The sequence below is a fragment of the Vibrio sp. S/42/10 genome (assembly GCF_029890535.1).
In the GTDB taxonomy this organism is placed as follows: domain Bacteria; phylum Pseudomonadota; class Gammaproteobacteria; order Enterobacterales; family Vibrionaceae; genus Vibrio; species Vibrio cyclitrophicus.
Genome location: NZ_JAKMZC010000004.1, coordinates 181,853 through 199,551 on the forward strand (window position 1 = coordinate 181,853; position 17,699 = coordinate 199,551).

The following is a 17,699-nucleotide window of genomic DNA, read 5'->3' on the forward strand; positions in this document are numbered from 1 at the left end:
TCACTAAACAATAAGAAAAGAACAATGACGAAAGTATTAAATCAGCAAAAAGTTGATGAGCTTGCCAGTGAAATAGGGCCAGAGAATGTGCCAGTTTTATTGGACATCTTTTTAGGTGAATTGAAAGGTTATTATGAGCATCTAGAGCTTAATAAAGATAACGATACTTCCAAATATTTGGCTGATATTAGCCATGCACTTAAAAGCAGTGCGGCGAGTTTTGGCGCAGATTCATTGTGCAGTTTTGCGATCAGCTTGGATGCAAAAGTAAAACAAGCCTTGCCTGTGACAGAGGTTGATTTTCAAAATATGCAAGAACTGTTGCTAACAACTTATCAGGAATATCAGCAGTTGATGACCGACATCTAAAACCGCTGATGGCGACGTATACTAGATACAGGCACAAAAAAAGGAGCGTTATGCTCCTTTTTTACATCATCAATATGGACCTAGGCTAGCTGGAATCTAATTGCCTGCTGAAGCTTTACACGGTCATGTCGCCAATCTCGATTGGGAGAAGCAAGGTCAGTGGTTATACAGTTCCAGAGTCCTTCAAGTTCAGGGTGTGGAGCATTGCCCAGCACGACATCGATTTTTCTCGCTTTACAGGTGCGCTCACACCACTCTAATTGTTCTTGAAGGGTCATTTTCCCTGCAGGGCCGTGCTCTGGCGAAAGGTTTTCAACGAAGATAACTTTAGCCTTAGCGTTCTCCGAGATTGCTTTACCAATTTCAGGCAGAAGAAGCGGGGGCATCACACTGGTCAGAAAGCTGCCAGGACCAAGAACGATACAGTCTGCTTGTTCGACGGCCGCAACGGCTTCTTTGGTTGCGGGGACTTCTGGCGACAAATCCATCATGCGTAGCTTTTCGGTCATGTCATCAACATTGGTTTCGCCGGTTACCCAACGACCGTCCATGGATAGGGCTGTGAGGTCAGAAGGGTGCTCCGTCATTGGGACGATATTGACATCGACCTTGAGCATATTTCGAATTAGGTTAATCGCTTCTAGTGGGCGAACCGAGAGGTTGTCTAATGCAGTGAGCATTAGGTTACCTAAGTTATGACCGTCGAGTTCGCCTTGGCCGCGAAAGCGGTATTCGAACATCATCGAGCTAATTGAAGGTTCTGTTATTAATTGGTTGATACAGTTGCGTGTATCTCCCCAAGCGATACCACCTTGGCAGTCTCGAATTCGTCCTGTTGAGCCGCCATTATCCGTTGTTGCAACAATGCCAGTTGCGTTGTTACCAAAGTCTTTTAGTGCAGCAAGCATACGACCTAAGCCATGGCCTCCACCGATTGCTACGACTTTCTTTGAAGCGTAAATATTCATTTTTTATTCTTGTTAGATTATTACCAACTATAATTTAGGTTAAATACTTCTCGCTATATACTCAGCAAGAGTTATTTTGAGCGTTTGATACGTTTTTTTTGCCGATGTGGCCCGTTTTTTACCATCAGAGCTAGATTCACGTACAAATATTAAGTATTTTATTACACAGCTACTGCGTGTGTGAATATAACGTGCAGTTGCCATAACTCCGAGCTCTCGCATGCTAAGTCGCACAGTGGTATTTGCTGTACCGATACGCATCAAGAGCCAGTGACATGTTGTCACAAGGGCTTAATTGGAAATGATTATGCCTCCCGTGTTTGGAAAGGTGTTCCGTGGCGCAACAATTCGAAGATAGATTCCATCGCAAGTTTTATTACTTGCGCTTGTCGGTTACAGACGTCTGTAACTTTAAATGTACTTACTGCTTGCCAGATGGTTATAAACCGTCAGGGCAAAAAAATTCGTCTTTTTTAAGTGTTCCCGAGATCAAACGCGTTGTTAAAGCGTTTGCAGATTGTGGTACCTCAAAGATCCGCATTACAGGCGGAGAGCCGAGCCTGCGTAAAGACTTTCCTGAAATCATACATACCGTCGCTTCTACTCCTGGCATCGAAAAAGTAGCCACCACAACTAATGGCTACCGCATGGAGAAACAAGTAGAGCAATGGCGTGATGCTGGTTTAACCCACATAAACGTTAGCGTGGATAGTTTAGATTCGCGTATGTTCCATCAGATCACTGGTGAGAATAAGTTTACAGAGGTTATGCGAGGTATTGATAAAGCGTTTGAGGTTGGCTTTGAACAAGTCAAAGTAAACGTCGTATTAATGAAAGACCTCAATAGTCAGGAGTTACCAGCCTTCCTTAATTGGATCAAAGACAAACCTATTCAATTACGTTTTATCGAGCTTATGAAAACCGGCGAGATGGACGAGTTGTTCGATAAACACCATGTTTCTGGCGTTGCGATTCGCAATCAGCTTATTGCTAATGGTTGGCTATTAAAAGTCAAAGCCGTTAATGATGGTCCGGCACAAGTGTTTGTCCACCCAGACTACAAGGGTGAAATCGGTTTAATCATGCCTTATGAGAAAGACTTTTGTGAGAGTTGTAACCGACTGCGCGTTTCAGCGACCGGTAAACTTCACCTATGTCTGTTTGGCGACCACGGTGTTGAACTGCGAGATCTGATTCAAGAAGATCAACAAGAGCAAGAGCTCATTGATCGAATTCAGGCTCAGCTTCAAACTAAGTCCGTTAGCCACTTCTTACACGATGGCAACAGCGGCATGACTCCAAACTTGGCGTCAATCGGCGGTTAACCCGCTACACACTCTAAAGCATTTTATCGCTCAGCTTCCTTAGGCTGGGCGAATCAGTCTAATCATTGAAAATTTATATAGGTGAACAAATGGGTCACGCAGAAAGCAAATTCCAAGCAGCAAACATTGCAGTACTAACGGTTTCAGATACACGTACAGAAGAAAATGACACGTCAGGTGGTTACCTAGCTGAGCATGCTAAAGAAGCGGGTCACAACGTGGTTGATAAGCAAATCGTTATTGACGATATGTACAAGATCCGCGCGATCGTATCTCAGTGGATCGCTGATGACAGCGTGCAAGCGATCATGATCACTGGCGGTACGGGTTTCACTTCTCGTGACAGTACACCTGAAGCACTTAAGCCACTATTCGACAAAGAAGTAGAAGGCTTTGGTGAGCTTTTCCGTCAAGTGTCTTACGAAGAGATTGGTACTTCGACAATTCAGTCGCGTGCGATTGCGGGCTTTGCTAACCACACAGTAATCTTTGCGATGCCAGGTTCTACAGGTGCTTGTCGCACCGGTTGGACGAAGATCATCAAGCAACAAATGGATGCTAGCCACCGCCCTTGTAACTTTATGCCACATCTTTCTGTATAAGGTGGTTTGAGTATGAGCCAATTTACACACATTAATGCGTCTGGCGAAGCGAACATGGTCGATGTATCGGCTAAAGCGGAAACTGTACGCGAAGCGAGAGCGGAAGCTTTCGTTCAAATGTCAGCAGAAACGCTAGAGCTGATTGTTTCTGGTAGCCACCATAAAGGTGATGTTTTTGCGACGGCACGTATTGCTGGCATCCAAGCGGCGAAGAAGACCTGGGACTTGATTCCACTGTGCCACCCTCTACTACTAACTAAAGTAGAAGTGCAGCTAGAAGCTATCGAATCTGAAAACAAGGTTCGCATTGAATCTGTTTGTAAGCTTGCAGGTAAGACGGGCGTTGAGATGGAAGCGCTAACGGCTGCTTCTGTTGCTGCGCTAACGATTTACGATATGTGTAAAGCTGTTCAGAAAGACATTGTTATCGAGAACGTACGCCTGTTAGAGAAGACGGGTGGTAAATCAGGTCACTTCAAGGTGGAATCATGATTACGGTACTTTTCTTTGCACAAACTCGTGAACTTGTCGGTGTTGATAGCCTAGAAGTCGATGCGCAATACAATACTATTGAAGCGATTCGCAGCCACCTTGTAACAAAAGAAGGCAAATGGGATATCGCATTGGAAGAGGGCAAGCTGCTGGCAGCACTTAACCAATCAATCGTACCTTTGACGACTGAAGTGAAAGACGGCGATGAAGTGGCTTTCTTCCCACCAGTTACTGGAGGTTAACCATGAGTGACTCTCGAGTTATTGATCCAAGAGTAGTAGTTACTGCTGAAGACTTTTCTGTGGGTGACGAATACGATTATCTAGCTCAAGGTACAGCTGCAGGAGCGGTAGTGACGTTTGTTGGTAAAGTTCGCGACATGAATCTTGGCGACAACGTAATTGGTTTGTCTCTAGAGCATTATCCGGGTATGACAGAGAAGTCGCTGAGCGAGATTTGCGACCAAGCTGAAGCTCGCTGGCCGATTGAGAAGATGCGAGTGATTCACCGCGTGGGTGACCTAGATATCGGTGACCAGATTGTTTACGTTGGTGTATCCAGTGCGCATCGTGACGCTGCCTTCGAAGCGTGTGAGTTTGTTATGGACTTTCTGAAAACCAAAGCGCCGTTTTGGAAAAAAGAACGTACTACTGAAACCACTCGTTGGGTAGATTCGCGAGATTCCGATGCTAAGGCTGCAGAACGTTGGGAAAAATAGCCCGTTAATATTTCGTCACGTCTTTAAATAGTGGAACTGATATATACAGTCCTGACGAAATTAGTAGTCCTTATTTAAATAAACGAAGCCGACTCCCTAAGTCGGCTTTTTTGTATTTGTTATAGCGTTATATATAAATAAATTGTATTTTAATAAATGATTAAGCACTTCCTGTGAATATAAATTCTAATGACAAACTAGCCCTTATTGGTGCAGTATTTCTTCTGTTTTGGTGCAGTGTATTATGCTGTTTTGTATAAAGTGATAACCCTCACAAATAGTGCAGTCTGTTTAGGGGATATGTGATGTGCAATTAGATTTGATGTGGCATTAATGTTAATTTGTTGGCCGTGTTCTAGCATAAGATGCTAAAAAAAAGTATCAGTACAGATACATCAACACTAAAGGCTGTTTTTTAATAAATCCCTATGCGTAACTCACTATGTATTGGAGTTTTATTAGATTAATACACTGACACCTTGAATATTTCGGAGAATTATCCGATTTTTTGCGGCTTGTTTATGGCAAATTACTTCAATGGTTGATAGTGTGTGCCTCAATCTTTGTAAGGTTTTAGGTTTTTATGCTTATATTTTGAGCTAAATAAATCTAAATCACTGCCGTTCAGTGAACCTAGCAAAGAAGTCATGGATGCAATACGAAAAACTTGGAGTTTATTAAATGTACAAGAATAAAATCACTCAAGCCCTTCTTCTAGGTGCTGGTTTGGCAGTGGCTGCCACTTCTACTCTTTCTATCGCTGCTGAAGTTCCAGCAGGCACTGAACTAGCAAAAGTTCAGGAACTGGTTCGTGGTAACGGTACTGAAGTAGCAACACTCGACCCTCACAAATCTCAAGGTGTACCAGAATCTCACGTAATTCGTGACCTTCTAGAAGGTTTAGTGAACCAAGATGGCGACGGCAATACTATCCCAGGAGTAGCTGAAAGCTGGGAAACGACAGACAACAAAACATTTACTTTCCACCTGCGTAAAGACGCTAAATGGTCTAATGGCGATCCTGTAACGGCGAATGACTTCGTTTACAGCTTCCAACGTGCCGTTGATCCTTTAACTGCTTCTCCATACGCTTGGTATATGGAATATACCAAGATGGCGAATGCGAAAGATATCGTCGCGGGTAAGAAAGACAAGAGTGAACTAGGCGTAAAAGCTTTAGATGACTACACGTTAGAAGTGACATTAGATACAGCTGTCCCATATTTCGTAATGATGATGGGTCACACAACAGTGAAGCCAGTACATAAAGCAACTGTTGAAAAATTCGGTGACCAGTGGACTAAGCCTGAAAACTTTGTTGGTAATGGTGCATTTGTTCCAAATCAATGGGTAGTTAACGAGCGTCTTGAACTAGTACGCAACGAAAATTACTGGGATAACGAACATACAGTTCTTAACAAAGTAACATTCCTACCAATTGAGAACCAAGTTGCGGAAATGAACCGCTTCCTTTCTGGCGAACTAGATTTCACATACGAAGTGCCTAACGAGCACTTCCGTCGCTTACAGAAAGAGTATCCAGAAGATGTAAACATTAAGGGTAACCTGTGTACTTATTACTACCAATTTAATGCACAGAAAGCACCTTTCGACGATGTACGTGTTCGTAAAGCAATGTCTTATGCGATGGACCGTGACATCGTGACGAAAGCGATTCTTGGTCAAGGCCAAAAACCAGCTTACTTCTTGACTCCTGAAATTACTGCTGGTTTTGACCCGGTAACTCCAGAGTATGGTCAACTTTCTCAAAAAGAGCGTATTGCTGAAGCGAAGCGTCTTCTTGAAGAAGCTGGCTACACGAAGAGCAACCCACTTGAATTCAACCTGCTTTACAACACGTCTGAAAATCACAAGAAGCTTGCTGTAGCAATCGCATCAATGTGGAAGAAAGAGCTTGGTATTAACGCGAAACTCGAAAACCAAGAGTGGAAATCATACCTAGACAGTAAAGATACTGGTAACTTTGACGTTGCTCGTGCAGGTTGGTGTGGTGACTACAATGAAGCATCTTCATTCCTAACATTGATGGTTAGCCAAAATACAACTGCTGGTCAGCACTATAAGAGCGCAGACTATGACAAGATTATCGATAAAGCACTAAGCTCTACTTCAGAAGAAGAGCGTACTAAGCTATATATCGAAGCAGAAAAATTGCTAGCTAAAGACATGCCAATTGCTCCAGTCTACCAGTACGTTACAACACGTCTTGTATCACCTCAGCTAGGTGGTTACCCAGAAGGTAACGCCGAAGATAAGATCTATTCAAAAGATCTTTATATCAAAGCAAAATAACCTCCTATAAAAATAAAATATAACTAACTTAGACCTGTGTGCGAGAAATCGCACGCAGTGTCTATTTAATTTTTAATTGTCACAGACTGAAAAGAGTGAGTTTATGCTTAAATTCATTATGAAAAGGATATTCGAAGCGATTCCAACCATGTTGGTGTTGATCACTATATCTTTCTTTCTCATGCGTTTCGCACCGGGTAACCCGTTTTCGAGCGAACGCCCATTACCGCCAGAAGTTATGGCTAACATCGAAGCTAAATACGGCTTAGATAAACCTGTATTTGAACAGTACACAACGTACTTGACTAACATCGTTCAAGGTGACTTTGGTCCATCATTCAAATATCAAGATTACACCGTAAATGAGCTGATCGCAGTTGCGCTTCCTGTATCTGCGAAGGTCGGTTTTGTTGCCTTTATCTTTACCCTGATTATGGGGGTATCGGTCGGAACCATTGCCGCATTGAAACACAACACCTGGGTCGACTACACCATAATGTCGACTGCCATGCTCGGGGTGGTCATGCCGTCCTTCGTGTTGGCACCAGCGCTTATTTACCTATTCTCTCTACACTGGCATATATTTCCAGCAGGTGGTTGGCACGGGGGTACTTATATGTACATCGTCCTGCCAGTTATTGCGATGTCTCTTCTGTACGTAGCCACTTTTGCTCGTATCACTCGTGGTAGCATGATTGAAACTCTAAACAGTAACTTTATTCGAACGGCTCGCGCAAAAGGTCTAAGTTACCGTTACATTGTTCTTAAACATGCACTTAAACCAGCCCTGCTTCCTGTTGTTTCTTATATGGGACCTGCGTTCGTAGGTATCATTACAGGTTCAGTTGTCGTTGAAACCATCTTCGGCCTACCGGGTATCGGCAAACTGTTTGTTAACGCCGCGTTTAACCGTGACTATTCGCTAGTAATGGGTGTAACCATTTTGATTGGTTTCCTATTTATCTTATTCAACGCGATCGTTGATATTTTACTAGCGCTTATAGACCCGAAAATTCGCTACTAGCAGGACGCATGGTTATGTTGAAGAAAAAAGAAAACTTAGAAGCGATCGAAAAATTCTCTGAGAGTTTGGAAATTGAAGGTCGCAGTTTGTGGCAAGATGCGCGTATTCGTTTTATGCGTAACAAAGCGGCAATGGTCAGTCTATTTATCCTTACGCTCATGGTGCTATCGGTCATTTTCTTACCGATGCTAGCACAGCATGCTTATGATGATACTGACTGGTACGCAATGCATGCAGCACCAAGCGTGGATCATTGGTTTGGTACCGACAGTTTAGGTCGTGACCTATATGTTCGTACGATGATTGGCGGCCGTATATCTCTTATGGTAGGTGTGATGGGTGCATTCGTAGCGGTACTGATTGGTACGCTTTACGGTGCAGCTTCAGGCTTCATTGGCGGTCGCACTGACCGAGTAATGATGCGAATCCTGGAGATCCTATACGCGGTGCCATTCATGTTCCTAGTAATCGTACTGGTAACGTTCTTTGGTCGTAACATCGTACTGATCTTTGTTGCTATCGGTGCTATTGCTTGGCTCGATATGGCGCGTATTGTACGTGGCCAAACATTGAGTTTACGTAGTAAAGAGTTCATTGAAGCTGCTCACGTATGTGGTGTCAGCAAATGGAAAATCATTACACGTCATATCGTACCGAACGTATTGGGTATTGTTGCGGTTTACTCAACGCTACTTATTCCAAGCATGATCCTTACAGAATCATTCTTATCTTTCCTTGGTCTTGGTGTTCAAGAGCCTATGACAAGTTGGGGCGCGCTGTTACAAGAAGGCTCGCAAACAATGGAAGTTGCTATCTGGCAACTGGCATTTCCAGCAGCATTCATGGTAGTTACCCTGTTCTGCTTTAACTACGTAGGTGATGGTCTGCGCGACGCGCTTGATCCAAAAGACAGATAACGAAATAGCAATTAAAAGCTATAAAAGATTAAGGAAGCAATAATGAGCTTATTAGATGTCAAAGATCTGCGCGTCGAATTTACCACGCAAGATGGTACCGTAACCGCAGTAAACGACCTGAATTTCTCACTCAACCAAGGCGAAACGCTAGGTATCGTTGGTGAGTCAGGTTCGGGAAAGTCTCAAACGGTATTTGCACTGATGGGGTTGCTGGCTAAGAACGGCATCATCTCAGGCAGTGCAAAGTTTGAAGGCAACGAAATTCTCAACCTACCTGAGAAAGAATTGAACAAAGTTCGCGCTGAACAGATCGCGATGATCTTCCAAGATCCAATGACCTCACTGAACCCTTACATGAAAGTATGTGATCAGTTGATGGAAGTTCTCATGCTGCATAAAGGTATGGGTAAAGCGGAAGCGTTCGAAGAATCAGTACGCATGCTTGAAGCGGTGAAAATCCCTGAAGCACGTAAACGTATTACCATGTATCCACACGAATTTTCTGGCGGTATGCGTCAACGTGTGATGATTGCAATGGCCCTGCTGTGTCGTCCGAAACTGCTTATCGCGGATGAACCAACAACGGCGTTGGATGTAACTATTCAAGCGCAAATCATGGAATTGCTGAACGAGCTTAAAGATGAGTTTAATACTGCGATTATCATGATCACCCATGACTTGGGTGTGGTTGCTGGTTCTTGTGACAAAGTATTGGTGATGTACGCAGGTCGTACTATGGAATACGGCACGGTTGATGAAATCTTCTATGAGCCAAGCCATCCCTATGCGGAAGGCCTGCTTAAAGCAATTCCTCGTTTGGATACCGAAGGTGAAATTTTACCGACGATTCCAGGAAACCCACCCAACTTACTTCGCCTACCGACAGGTTGTCCTTACCAAGACCGCTGTCACCGCGTAATGGACCGTTGTAAGCAAGAAGCACCGATTTTGCAGCCATTTGCTAAAGACCGTCAGCGTGCTTGTTTTTCTGATTGGGAGACTTGGACAAAATGAGTAAAGAATTACTATTAGATATTAAAAACCTTAAGGTTCACTTTAGCATTGCGGCTAAGTCTGCTTGGCCTTGGGCGAAACCATCAAACCTTAAAGCGGTTGATGGTGTGGATGTTCACCTTTACGAAGGTGAGACTCTGGGTGTAGTAGGTGAGTCTGGCTGTGGTAAATCAACATTTGCCCGCGCAATTATTGGTTTAGTTGAGGCAACTGAAGGCGAAGTTATGTGGTTAGGTCAAGACCTGACTAAGATGCAGGAAGTGAAGCGTCGTGAGACTCGTAAAGAGATTCAGATGATCTTCCAAGACCCGCTAGCATCGCTTAACCCGCGCATGTCAGTTGGAGACATCATTGCTGAGCCTCTACAAACTTTCTATCCTGAGCTTTCTAAACAGGAAGTGAAAGATCGAGTTAAAGAGATGATGGCAAAGGTTGGTCTACTGCCCAACGTAATCAACCGTTACCCACATGAATTCTCTGGTGGTCAGTGTCAACGTATCGGTATCGCGCGTGCACTTATCTTGAAGCCTAAGATGATCATCTGTGATGAGCCGGTTTCTGCTCTGGATGTATCTATCCAAGCTCAAGTAGTAAACCTTCTAATGGAACTACAGAAAGAGCTAGGTTTGTCTTTGGTATTCATCGCGCACGATTTGTCGGTTGTGAAACACATCTCTGACCGTGTATTGGTGATGTATTTGGGTAATGCGGTAGAACTTGGTGAATCAGATGCTTTGTTCTCCGATCCCAAGCACCCATACACCAAAGCGTTGATGTCTGCTGTTCCTATTCCAGATCCTCGCTTAGAGCGCAGCAAAACGATTCAGATGTTGGAAGGTGATTTACCTTCACCAATCAATCCACCGTCAGGTTGTGTGTTCCGTACTCGTTGCCCACAAGCAACTGAGGCTTGTGCTCAAACTAAGCCAACAATTCAAGGCGATGACGTACACGCAGTATCTTGCTTGCACGTACAAGTCTAGAACTCATTTAAAACGGTTCAGCCTGTGACAGGCTTAAGCGCAACTTTTTTATGAGTTGCGCTTTTTTTGTGTCTAGACTTTCACGCTGAACAAGCTTCATCAAATAATTCGAACAACTAAGCCAACTTCTTCTGGTTTTGAAACCGTGGGCTTTTTTTATACTAATACTAATCGTAGTAAATAACTGCTCATCCTAGCTTGTTAAAACGCTTGATAACGGCGTTAGAATTTTTGATTGTAGAATAACTACTAACAGAAAAATTCTGCCTTGTTCTCAAGCCTTTTTCTGCGCTATTTCTGAACATTTACTTACTGTGATTGGTATATAAAATTTTGGATGACAGAGGTTTGGATATGGGTAAGTTAGTTGAAGGTGTGTGGCATGATGTTTGGTACGACACTAAGGAAAGTGGCGGCAAATTTGTTCGTGAAGATGCTGGCTTTCGAAGCTGGGTAGAGAACAAGTCGGGCGCACAATTTCAGCCAGAAAGCGGCCGTTATCATTTATATGTATCATTAGCTTGCCCTTGGGCGCACCGAACTCTGATCTTTCGTGAGCTGAAAGACCTAACCGATCATATTGATGTGACGGTAGTCTGTCCAGACATGATGAGTGAAGGTTGGCAAATGGGGTTACCTGAACCTCTGTTCGGTCATACTCGTATGCACCAAATCTACACTCAAGCTAAGCCTGATTACTCTGGCCGGGTAACGGTACCTGTGTTATGGGATAAGAAAACAAACACCATTGTAAGTAACGAGTCCTCTGAGATTATCCGCATGTTCAACTCAGAATTTAATGAGTTAACGGGCAACACAGACGATTACTACCCGTGGGAATTAGCGAGCAAGATTGATCAGTGGAACGATTATATTTATCCGAATATCAATAATGGTGTATACCGAACGGGCTTTGCGACAACACAAGAAGCCTATGAAGAAGCGTATGACTCGTTGTTTGAAGCTTTAGATAAAGTTGACGCCCACCTTAGTGAGCACCGTTATCTAGCGGGTAACGAGATTACAGAAGCAGATTGGAGATTATTTACCACTCTGGTTCGATTTGATGCGGTCTATGTCGGGCATTTCAAGTGTAATAAACAGCGCATTGCTGATTACGTCCATATTCAAGGTTATCTAAAAGAGTTGTATCAAGTGAAGGGAATCAAAGAGACGACCGACTTTTACCATATAAAGCGTCACTATTACTACAGTCACACAGGTATCAACCCAACTCAAGTTGTACCAAAAGGACCAACGCTAGATTTAGAATCAGCCCACGGGCGAGGTTAGATTAATCCTCGACATAAAAAAACCCTAGATAAGAATCTAGGGTTTTTTGCTTTCTACAAAAGAAAAATTAGTTAATTACTTTTTCTTCAGCTTGAGCGGCTTGGTCTGCTTGGATAGCTGTTAGAGCTACTGTGTAAACGATATCGTCTACTAGAGCACCACGAGATAAGTCATTTACTGGCTTGCGCATACCTTGAAGCATTGGACCGATAGACACTAGGTCTGCTGAACGCTGTACCGCTTTGTAAGTCGTGTTACCCGTGTTTAGGTCTGGGAATACGAATACTGTCGCTTTACCTGCAACTGGAGAGTTAGGCGCTTTAGAAGCGGCTACGTTTTCCATGATTGCTGCGTCGTACTGAAGAGGGCCGTCGATCACTAGATCAGGACGTTTCTCTTGAGCAAGTTTCGTTGCTTCACGTACTTTATCTACGTCTGCACCTTTACCAGATTCACCAGTAGAGTAAGAGATCATAGCAACACGTGGGTCGATACCGAATGCCGCAGCAGAATCTGCAGATTGGATAGCGATTTCAGCAAGCTGTTCAGCTGTTGGATCTGGGTTGATCGCACAGTCACCGTATACAAGCACTTGATCAGGCAGAAGCATGAAGAAGATTGAAGATACGATAGAAGCATCAGGAGCAGTCTTGATGATCTGGAACGGAGGAACGATTGTGTTCGCCGTTGTGTGAACAGCACCAGAAACTAGGCCGTCAACTTCACCAGCTTCAAGCATCATAGTGCCTAGGAATACTGAATCTTCTAGCTTCTCACGAGCAACAACTTCAGTCATACCCTTAGCGCCACGAAGTTCTACTAGACGAGCTACGTAGTTTTCGCGAACTGAAGCAGAATCGATGATCTCAACGCCAGCGCCTAGCTCAACACCTTGCTGTGCAGCAACGCGACGGATTTCTTCAGGGTTACCAAGAAGTACACATGTTGCGATACCGCGTTCAGCACAGATAGATGCAGCTTTAACAGTACGTGGCTCATCACCTTCAGGAAGAACGATGCGCTTAGCCGCTTTACGAGCGAATTCTGTTAACTGGTAACGGAATGCTGGTGGGCTTAGACGGCGAATACCTTGAGTGCCTTCAGATAGAGAATCAATCCAAGGGCCATCAATGTGGCTTGCAACGTGATCGTTAACGAACTCGATACGCTCTTTATCGTCTGCAGGTACTTCTAGGTTGAAGCTCTGTAGGTTAAGAGACGTCTGCCAAGTGTTACCTTGCGCCTTAAAGATCGGTAGACCTGAAGCGAATGCAGGTGCACAAAGGTTAGCAATACTTTCTGGAATGTCGTAACCGCCAGTCAGTAGGATTGCGCCAATTTCAACACCGTTTTTCGCAGCAAGAGCCGCAGCAACGATAACGTCAGGGCGGTCTGCAGAAGTTACTAGCAGTGAACCTGGCTTGAAGTGCTCAATCATGTGCGGTAAAGAACGTGCACAGAAAGTGATGCTCTTAATACGACGAGTAGATATTTCACCTTCGTTAACGATTTCAGCGTTAAGGTGTTTAGCCATATCAACCGCACGAGTTGCGATTAGATCGATGCTCCATGGCACACAGCCAAGAACACGGATAGGACTAGAGTTGAAGATTTGCATTACTTCAAGGTTCGCTTGTTGAGCGCTATCTGCATCGTCAAAGATTTCAGATAGGTCAGGGCGAGTACGGCCAGCTTCATCAACAGGAGCGTTAAGCTTGTTGATAATCACGCCTTTGATGTTCTTGTTCTTAGTACCGCCGAAGTTAGAACATGCTACTTCGATACGCTCTTTAAGCTGAGTAGGGTTATCAGTACCAGGAGTCGCAACGAATACGATCTCCGCACCAAGTGTTTTCGCGATTTCCGCGTTCACTTGGTTAGCAAATGGGTGCTTACGAGTAGGAACTAGGCCTTCGATTAGCGTTACTTCTGCGTCTTTGTTGATCTTGTTGTATTGCTCAACAACTGACTCAAGAAGCTCGTCCATTTTTTCACTACCGATCAAAGCTTCAGCTTTAGTCATTGCGATTGGCTCACCAATCTTAATGTCGCTGTTTGCGCTGATGATAGTAGACGTTAGATCTGGTTGGTTACCACCGCTACGAGGCTGAGCGATTGGCTTGTAGAAAGAAACACTTACGCCTTTACGCTCCATAGCGCGAAGAACACCCATGCTAACACTAGTAAGACCAACACCAGCGCTTGTAGGGATAAGCATAATAGTACGGGACATTGACGAACACCTTTAACTATTGGAAATAAAAAAAGCTCAACTGCTATGCCCACCGATATTAAAATTGGGGTAGGAATAGAAGTTGAGCCCCATTTTCTTGATATGAAAAACTGACTAGCTTCGAGTGAAGCTAGTCAGGAAAATCAATTAAAGACCTGCTAGTTTCGCAGTGTCTTCAGCAATTACTAGCTCTTCGTTAGTAGAGATAACCATTGCAGGGATACGGCTGTTAGCTGTAGTGATAGTACCTTCGCCGCCGAAACGAGCTTTAAGGTTAGCTTCACCGTCAACTTCGATGCCGAAGATGCCTAGGCGGTTAAGAACCATTTCACGGATTGGGCCAGAGTTCTCGCCGATACCGCCAGTGAAAGTGATTGCGTCTAGACGACCTTCTAGAGTTGCAGTGTAACCAGCAACGTACTTAGCTAGACGGTGACAGAACACGTCCATTGCACGAGTTGCTTCTTCTTTCTCACCGTAGTTGTCTTCAACGAAACGACAGTCAGAAGTCACTTCAGTTAGACCAGCAAGACCAGACTCTTTAGTCAGCATGTTGTTGATTTCTTCAACAGAGTAACCAAGAGCATCGTGTAGGTGGAAGATAATCGCAGGATCTAGGTCACCACAACGAGTACCCATTACAAGACCTTCAAGAGGAGTAAGACCCATAGAAGTATCTACAGATTGACCGTTCTTGATTGCACATACAGAAGCGCCGTTACCTAGGTGACAGTTGATGATGTTAACTTCTTCAACTGGCTTGTTTAGTAGGCCTGCAACTTCACGAGTGATGAATAGGTGAGAAGTACCGTGCATGCCGTAACGACGGATGCCGTGCTCTTTGTACAGGTTGTACGGCAGAGCGTATAGGTAAGACTCAGAAGGCATTGTTTGGTGGAATGCAGTGTCAAAAACAGCAACGTTTTTAAGGCCTGGGAAGTTTTGTTGAGCCGCTTCAATACCGATAAGATGAGCTGGGTTGTGAAGAGGTGCGAAAGTCGCAGCGTCTTGAATACCCTTAAGCACTTCATCAGTGATAAGTGCAGAAGAAGTGAACTGCTCGCCACCGTGAACGATACGGTGACCGATAGCGCCAAGGTTAGCTTTAAGCTCAGGCTTAGAAGCAAGAATAGTTTCTACCATGAAAGATAGTGCTTCTACGTGAGCTGCGCCCGCACCTAGTTGTGCTTCGTGCTTGCCGTCAAGTTTCCATTTCATACGAGCTTCTGGAAGACCAAGACATTCAGCAAGACCAGTTAGGTGCTCAGCACCTGTTTCTGCATCAACAACAGCAAATTTAAGAGAAGAACTACCACAGTTTAAAACTAAAACTAGCTTAGACATTAATGACTACCTGTTTATTTTTCTGATCGAAATCAGTTAAGGATGAAAATTAATCTCAAGAATAGACGAAGCACTGTTGCTTGCGTACTAGCCTTGGTCAAAAAAACGTTAATTTCCGTATTAAAGTGAAAGCCACTTTTTAAGAAAAGAGGCTCTTGCATTCCTTGCAGAAGTCGTCCCAAAGTTGCTTAAATTGTAAATAAGGGCAACAATGAGATTGAGGTCTGCAAATAATAGCGATATTGTGCAAATATAACAAAAAAATTTGAAAGAATATTATTTTTCGTCAAATTTTTGTGTTTTTAGTTGATGATTTCAACTTTTTTTTAACGGGAGACTCATATGAGCAATAGAGTTGGTTTAGCGAGCAGTTTAAAAGATGGCCAAAAGTACATGGATCTCTGGCCTGTTCGAAAAGAGTTAAACGCTATTTTCCCTGAGCAACGCATTATCAAGGCGACGCGCTTTGGCGTAAAGGTGATGCCAGCAATAGCCGCTATTAGCGTTCTTACGCAAATGGTCTTTAATAATTATCAAGCGATGCCGCAAGCTGTGGTTATGGCTTTGTTCGCTATTAGTTTACCGCTTCAGGGTATGTGGTGGTTAGGCAACCGCTCAAACACGCAACTTCCACCAGCATTAGTATCGTGGTATCGCGAATTACACGAGAAAATTACTGAGACAGGTTTTGCTTTAGAACCAATAAAGCCACGTCCTCGTTATAAAGAATTGGCGATCATTTTAAATCGCGCATTTCGTCAGCTAGATAAGTCCTCTATGGAGCGTTGGTTCTAAAAGAGCAGTTTGTTTCCTCCGTTTGTCTGAGAACGACTTTGTATCAGTAGCTCGTTCTCAGATTCGTTCTCTACTTTAGTTGTTTAGTTACTCCCTTATTCATTTTGTTTCTTACCTTTCAGTTAACCTAATCTGGCCTTTTCTCGCATAACTCGAACTTTGTTGTATTTTTGTTAAATATCACTTCAACTTATCAATAGTTACTGGTAATAATGTCAATAGTGATTATTTTGATGTTGTTCTCTTCGAGCGATTAATAACGAGTAGAGCTTGATGTAGGGAGCGATAATGGGTTCTGTAAGAAAGGTATTGGCAGCGGTTTTAGGCTGTCTGTTGTTGCTGTGGACTGGCAACGTAATGGCGAACGTCGCCAAAGTATCGGTTTCACAAGTTGTTGACCACCCAGATCTGAATGCGACACGTCTAGGGCTTATCGAAGGATTGAGAGCGAAAGGCTATGAAGCAGGTAAAAATTTAGAGTTTTCCTACGAAATGGCCAATGGCAGTCCTGTCCAAGCGGCCAAGATCGCTAGAGAGTTAGTGAGCGAAAACCCCCATGTGTTAGTGGGCATTGCTACCCCGACCTCACAAGCGTTAGTCTCAGCTACTCGTTCAATTCCTATTGTATTTACGGCAGTTACCGATCCAATCGGTGCAAGGCTAGTTAAACAATTGGAAATGCCGGGGCGAAATGTCACCGGTCTTTCTGATTTATCTCCGGTTTCTCAACATGTCTCACTGATTAGAGAGCTTCTTCCTCAGGCAAGCTCTATTGGGGTTGTTTATAATCCTGCAGAAGCAAATGCCGTTGCGTTAGTTGGTTTGTTGAAAGAGGCTGCGAGAGATTTTGGTATTACTCTTTATACTGAAAAAGCGTTGACCATTGATGATGTTGAATCAAAAGCAGGGTTTGTTGCCAAGAAGTCTGATGTTATCTATGCGTTGACCGATAACACGGTTGCAAGTGGTATAGAAGGTCTTATTGAAGCAGCGAATCAAGCGAATACTCCCGTCGTCGCAGGGGCTACTTCTTACGTTGGTAAGGGAGCTATTGCGGGCTTAGGGTTAGATTATTATGACGTAGGTGTCCAAACTGCAGACTATGTAGCGGCGATTCTGAACGGACAAAAACCTGGAAAGTTAAGTGTTAAAACAGCAAAGAGTTCGAAACTGGTCATTAACTTAGACGCGGCTCGCGAACTTGGTGTGACACTGCCGAAGTCCGTCATTGATCGTGCGATAATCAGTCGTTGATAAGGTTAATTATCAATTGTTTGACGGTATTTAAGTGATTGTTGTTAACAGTATT

The 17,699-nt window shown here is 43.8% G+C and carries 17 protein-coding genes and 1 riboswitch; of the genes, 14 read left to right on the forward strand and 3 right to left on the reverse strand.

The window, feature by feature from the left end; genetic code table 11:
• Positions 1-24 precede the first annotated feature (24 nt).
• Complete coding sequence (gene luxU / locus L8S15_RS06630) at positions 25-369, forward strand: quorum-sensing phosphorelay protein LuxU (protein ID WP_010437174.1); 345 nt, start codon at positions 25-27, stop codon at positions 367-369.
• A gap of 80 nt (positions 370-449) precedes the next feature.
• On the opposite strand, the gene L8S15_RS06635 is transcribed toward luxU, so the two are convergent.
• Positions 450-1,337, reverse strand: a complete 888-nt coding sequence (locus L8S15_RS06635; protein WP_010437175.1) for a YvcK family protein — start codon at positions 1,335-1,337, stop codon at positions 450-452.
• A 194-nt stretch (positions 1,338-1,531) separates the two neighbouring features.
• A riboswitch (molybdenum cofactor riboswitch) is annotated at positions 1,532-1,684 on the forward strand.
• On the opposite strand from L8S15_RS06635, the gene moaA reads away from it, so the two are divergent.
• The 11 genes from moaA (at position 1,673) to L8S15_RS06690 (ending at position 12,018) form a co-directional block, all read left to right on the forward strand.
• The gene (gene moaA / locus L8S15_RS06640; protein WP_010437176.1) at positions 1,673-2,662 is read left to right on the forward strand and encodes a GTP 3',8-cyclase MoaA; all 990 of its coding nucleotides are present in this window, start codon (positions 1,673-1,675) and stop codon (positions 2,660-2,662) included. Its footprint overlaps the riboswitch before it by 12 nt.
• 89 nt (positions 2,663-2,751) lie before the next feature.
• On the forward strand, positions 2,752-3,264 hold the full coding sequence (gene moaB, locus L8S15_RS06645; RefSeq protein ID WP_010437177.1) for a molybdenum cofactor biosynthesis protein B: 513 nt from the start codon (positions 2,752-2,754) through the stop codon (positions 3,262-3,264).
• A gap of 12 nt (positions 3,265-3,276) precedes the next feature.
• Positions 3,277-3,756, forward strand: a complete 480-nt coding sequence (gene moaC, locus L8S15_RS06650; protein WP_004734026.1) for a cyclic pyranopterin monophosphate synthase MoaC — start codon at positions 3,277-3,279, stop codon at positions 3,754-3,756.
• A complete protein-coding gene (moaD, locus tag L8S15_RS06655) occupies positions 3,753-3,998 on the forward strand; it encodes a molybdopterin synthase sulfur carrier subunit (protein ID WP_016783808.1) in 246 nt (81 codons plus the stop codon). Before moaC ends, moaD begins: the two co-directional genes overlap by 4 nt.
• A gap of 2 nt (positions 3,999-4,000) precedes the next feature.
• Positions 4,001-4,474, forward strand: coding sequence for a molybdopterin synthase catalytic subunit MoaE (moaE, locus tag L8S15_RS06660; protein ID WP_016799415.1), 474 nt, complete (start codon positions 4,001-4,003; stop codon positions 4,472-4,474).
• 681 nt (positions 4,475-5,155) lie between these two features.
• Positions 5,156-6,787, forward strand: coding sequence for an ABC transporter substrate-binding protein (locus tag L8S15_RS06665; RefSeq protein ID WP_016767672.1), 1,632 nt, complete (start codon positions 5,156-5,158; stop codon positions 6,785-6,787).
• A gap of 103 nt (positions 6,788-6,890) precedes the next feature.
• Entirely contained in the window at positions 6,891-7,811 is a 921-nt protein-coding gene (gene oppB, locus L8S15_RS06670) for an oligopeptide ABC transporter permease OppB (RefSeq protein ID WP_010437199.1), read from the forward strand.
• A gap of 14 nt (positions 7,812-7,825) precedes the next feature.
• Complete coding sequence (gene oppC / locus L8S15_RS06675; protein WP_010437200.1) at positions 7,826-8,728, forward strand: oligopeptide ABC transporter permease OppC; 903 nt, start codon at positions 7,826-7,828, stop codon at positions 8,726-8,728.
• Between the two features lie 42 nt (positions 8,729-8,770).
• Positions 8,771-9,742 (forward strand): ABC transporter ATP-binding protein, encoded by a 972-nt coding sequence (locus L8S15_RS06680; RefSeq protein ID WP_010437202.1) that lies wholly within the window; start codon positions 8,771-8,773, stop codon positions 9,740-9,742.
• The gene (gene oppF / locus L8S15_RS06685; RefSeq protein ID WP_010437204.1) at positions 9,739-10,725 is read left to right on the forward strand and encodes a murein tripeptide/oligopeptide ABC transporter ATP binding protein OppF; all 987 of its coding nucleotides are present in this window, start codon (positions 9,739-9,741) and stop codon (positions 10,723-10,725) included. The genes L8S15_RS06680 and oppF overlap by 4 nt, the downstream gene beginning before the upstream one ends.
• A gap of 354 nt (positions 10,726-11,079) precedes the next feature.
• Positions 11,080-12,018, forward strand: a complete 939-nt coding sequence (locus L8S15_RS06690) for a glutathione S-transferase family protein (RefSeq protein ID WP_010437206.1) — start codon at positions 11,080-11,082, stop codon at positions 12,016-12,018.
• 67 nt (positions 12,019-12,085) lie between these two features.
• Here the strand turns inward: L8S15_RS06690 and pta are convergent, their stop codons facing one another.
• Both pta and L8S15_RS06700 read right to left on the reverse strand, forming a co-directional pair.
• Positions 12,086-14,251, reverse strand: a complete 2,166-nt coding sequence (gene pta / locus L8S15_RS06695) for a phosphate acetyltransferase (protein WP_010437208.1) — start codon at positions 14,249-14,251, stop codon at positions 12,086-12,088.
• A 147-nt stretch (positions 14,252-14,398) separates the two neighbouring features.
• Positions 14,399-15,595, reverse strand: a complete 1,197-nt coding sequence (locus tag L8S15_RS06700) for an acetate kinase (RefSeq protein ID WP_010437209.1) — start codon at positions 15,593-15,595, stop codon at positions 14,399-14,401.
• 342 nt (positions 15,596-15,937) lie between these two features.
• On the opposite strand from L8S15_RS06700, the gene yfbV reads away from it, so the two are divergent.
• Together yfbV and L8S15_RS06710 are read left to right on the forward strand one after the other, a co-directional pair.
• The gene (gene yfbV, locus L8S15_RS06705) at positions 15,938-16,390 is read left to right on the forward strand and encodes a terminus macrodomain insulation protein YfbV (RefSeq protein WP_010437216.1); all 453 of its coding nucleotides are present in this window, start codon (positions 15,938-15,940) and stop codon (positions 16,388-16,390) included.
• 288 nt (positions 16,391-16,678) lie between these two features.
• Positions 16,679-17,644 carry an ABC transporter substrate-binding protein gene (locus tag L8S15_RS06710; protein ID WP_010437219.1) on the forward strand — a complete coding sequence of 322 codons (966 nt, stop codon included), beginning with the start codon at positions 16,679-16,681 and terminating at the stop codon, positions 17,642-17,644.
• Positions 17,645-17,699: the final 55 nt, after the last annotated feature.

What these genes read in the sequence shown, in the direction of transcription:
- luxU (WP_010437174.1), top strand. Translation starts at nt 25, where the DNA reads ATGACGAAAGTATTAAATCAGCAAAAAGTTGATGAGCTTGCCAGTGAA.
- L8S15_RS06635 (WP_010437175.1), bottom strand. Translation starts at nt 1,337, where the DNA reads ATGAATATTTACGCTTCAAAGAAAGTCGTAGCAATCGGTGGAGGCCAT.
- moaB (WP_010437177.1), top strand. Translation starts at nt 2,752, where the DNA reads ATGGGTCACGCAGAAAGCAAATTCCAAGCAGCAAACATTGCAGTACTA.
- moaC (WP_004734026.1), top strand. Translation starts at nt 3,277, where the DNA reads ATGAGCCAATTTACACACATTAATGCGTCTGGCGAAGCGAACATGGTC.
- moaD (WP_016783808.1), top strand. Translation starts at nt 3,753, where the DNA reads ATGATTACGGTACTTTTCTTTGCACAAACTCGTGAACTTGTCGGTGTT.
- moaE (WP_016799415.1), top strand. Translation starts at nt 4,001, where the DNA reads ATGAGTGACTCTCGAGTTATTGATCCAAGAGTAGTAGTTACTGCTGAA.
- L8S15_RS06665 (WP_016767672.1), top strand. Translation starts at nt 5,156, where the DNA reads ATGTACAAGAATAAAATCACTCAAGCCCTTCTTCTAGGTGCTGGTTTG.
- oppB (WP_010437199.1), top strand. Translation starts at nt 6,891, where the DNA reads ATGCTTAAATTCATTATGAAAAGGATATTCGAAGCGATTCCAACCATG.
- oppC (WP_010437200.1), top strand. Translation starts at nt 7,826, where the DNA reads ATGTTGAAGAAAAAAGAAAACTTAGAAGCGATCGAAAAATTCTCTGAG.
- L8S15_RS06680 (WP_010437202.1), top strand. Translation starts at nt 8,771, where the DNA reads ATGAGCTTATTAGATGTCAAAGATCTGCGCGTCGAATTTACCACGCAA.
- oppF (WP_010437204.1), top strand. Translation starts at nt 9,739, where the DNA reads ATGAGTAAAGAATTACTATTAGATATTAAAAACCTTAAGGTTCACTTT.
- L8S15_RS06690 (WP_010437206.1), top strand. Translation starts at nt 11,080, where the DNA reads ATGGGTAAGTTAGTTGAAGGTGTGTGGCATGATGTTTGGTACGACACT.
- pta (WP_010437208.1), bottom strand. Translation starts at nt 14,251, where the DNA reads ATGTCCCGTACTATTATGCTTATCCCTACAAGCGCTGGTGTTGGTCTT.
- L8S15_RS06700 (WP_010437209.1), bottom strand. Translation starts at nt 15,595, where the DNA reads ATGTCTAAGCTAGTTTTAGTTTTAAACTGTGGTAGTTCTTCTCTTAAA.
- yfbV (WP_010437216.1), top strand. Translation starts at nt 15,938, where the DNA reads ATGAGCAATAGAGTTGGTTTAGCGAGCAGTTTAAAAGATGGCCAAAAG.
- L8S15_RS06710 (WP_010437219.1), top strand. Translation starts at nt 16,679, where the DNA reads ATGGGTTCTGTAAGAAAGGTATTGGCAGCGGTTTTAGGCTGTCTGTTG.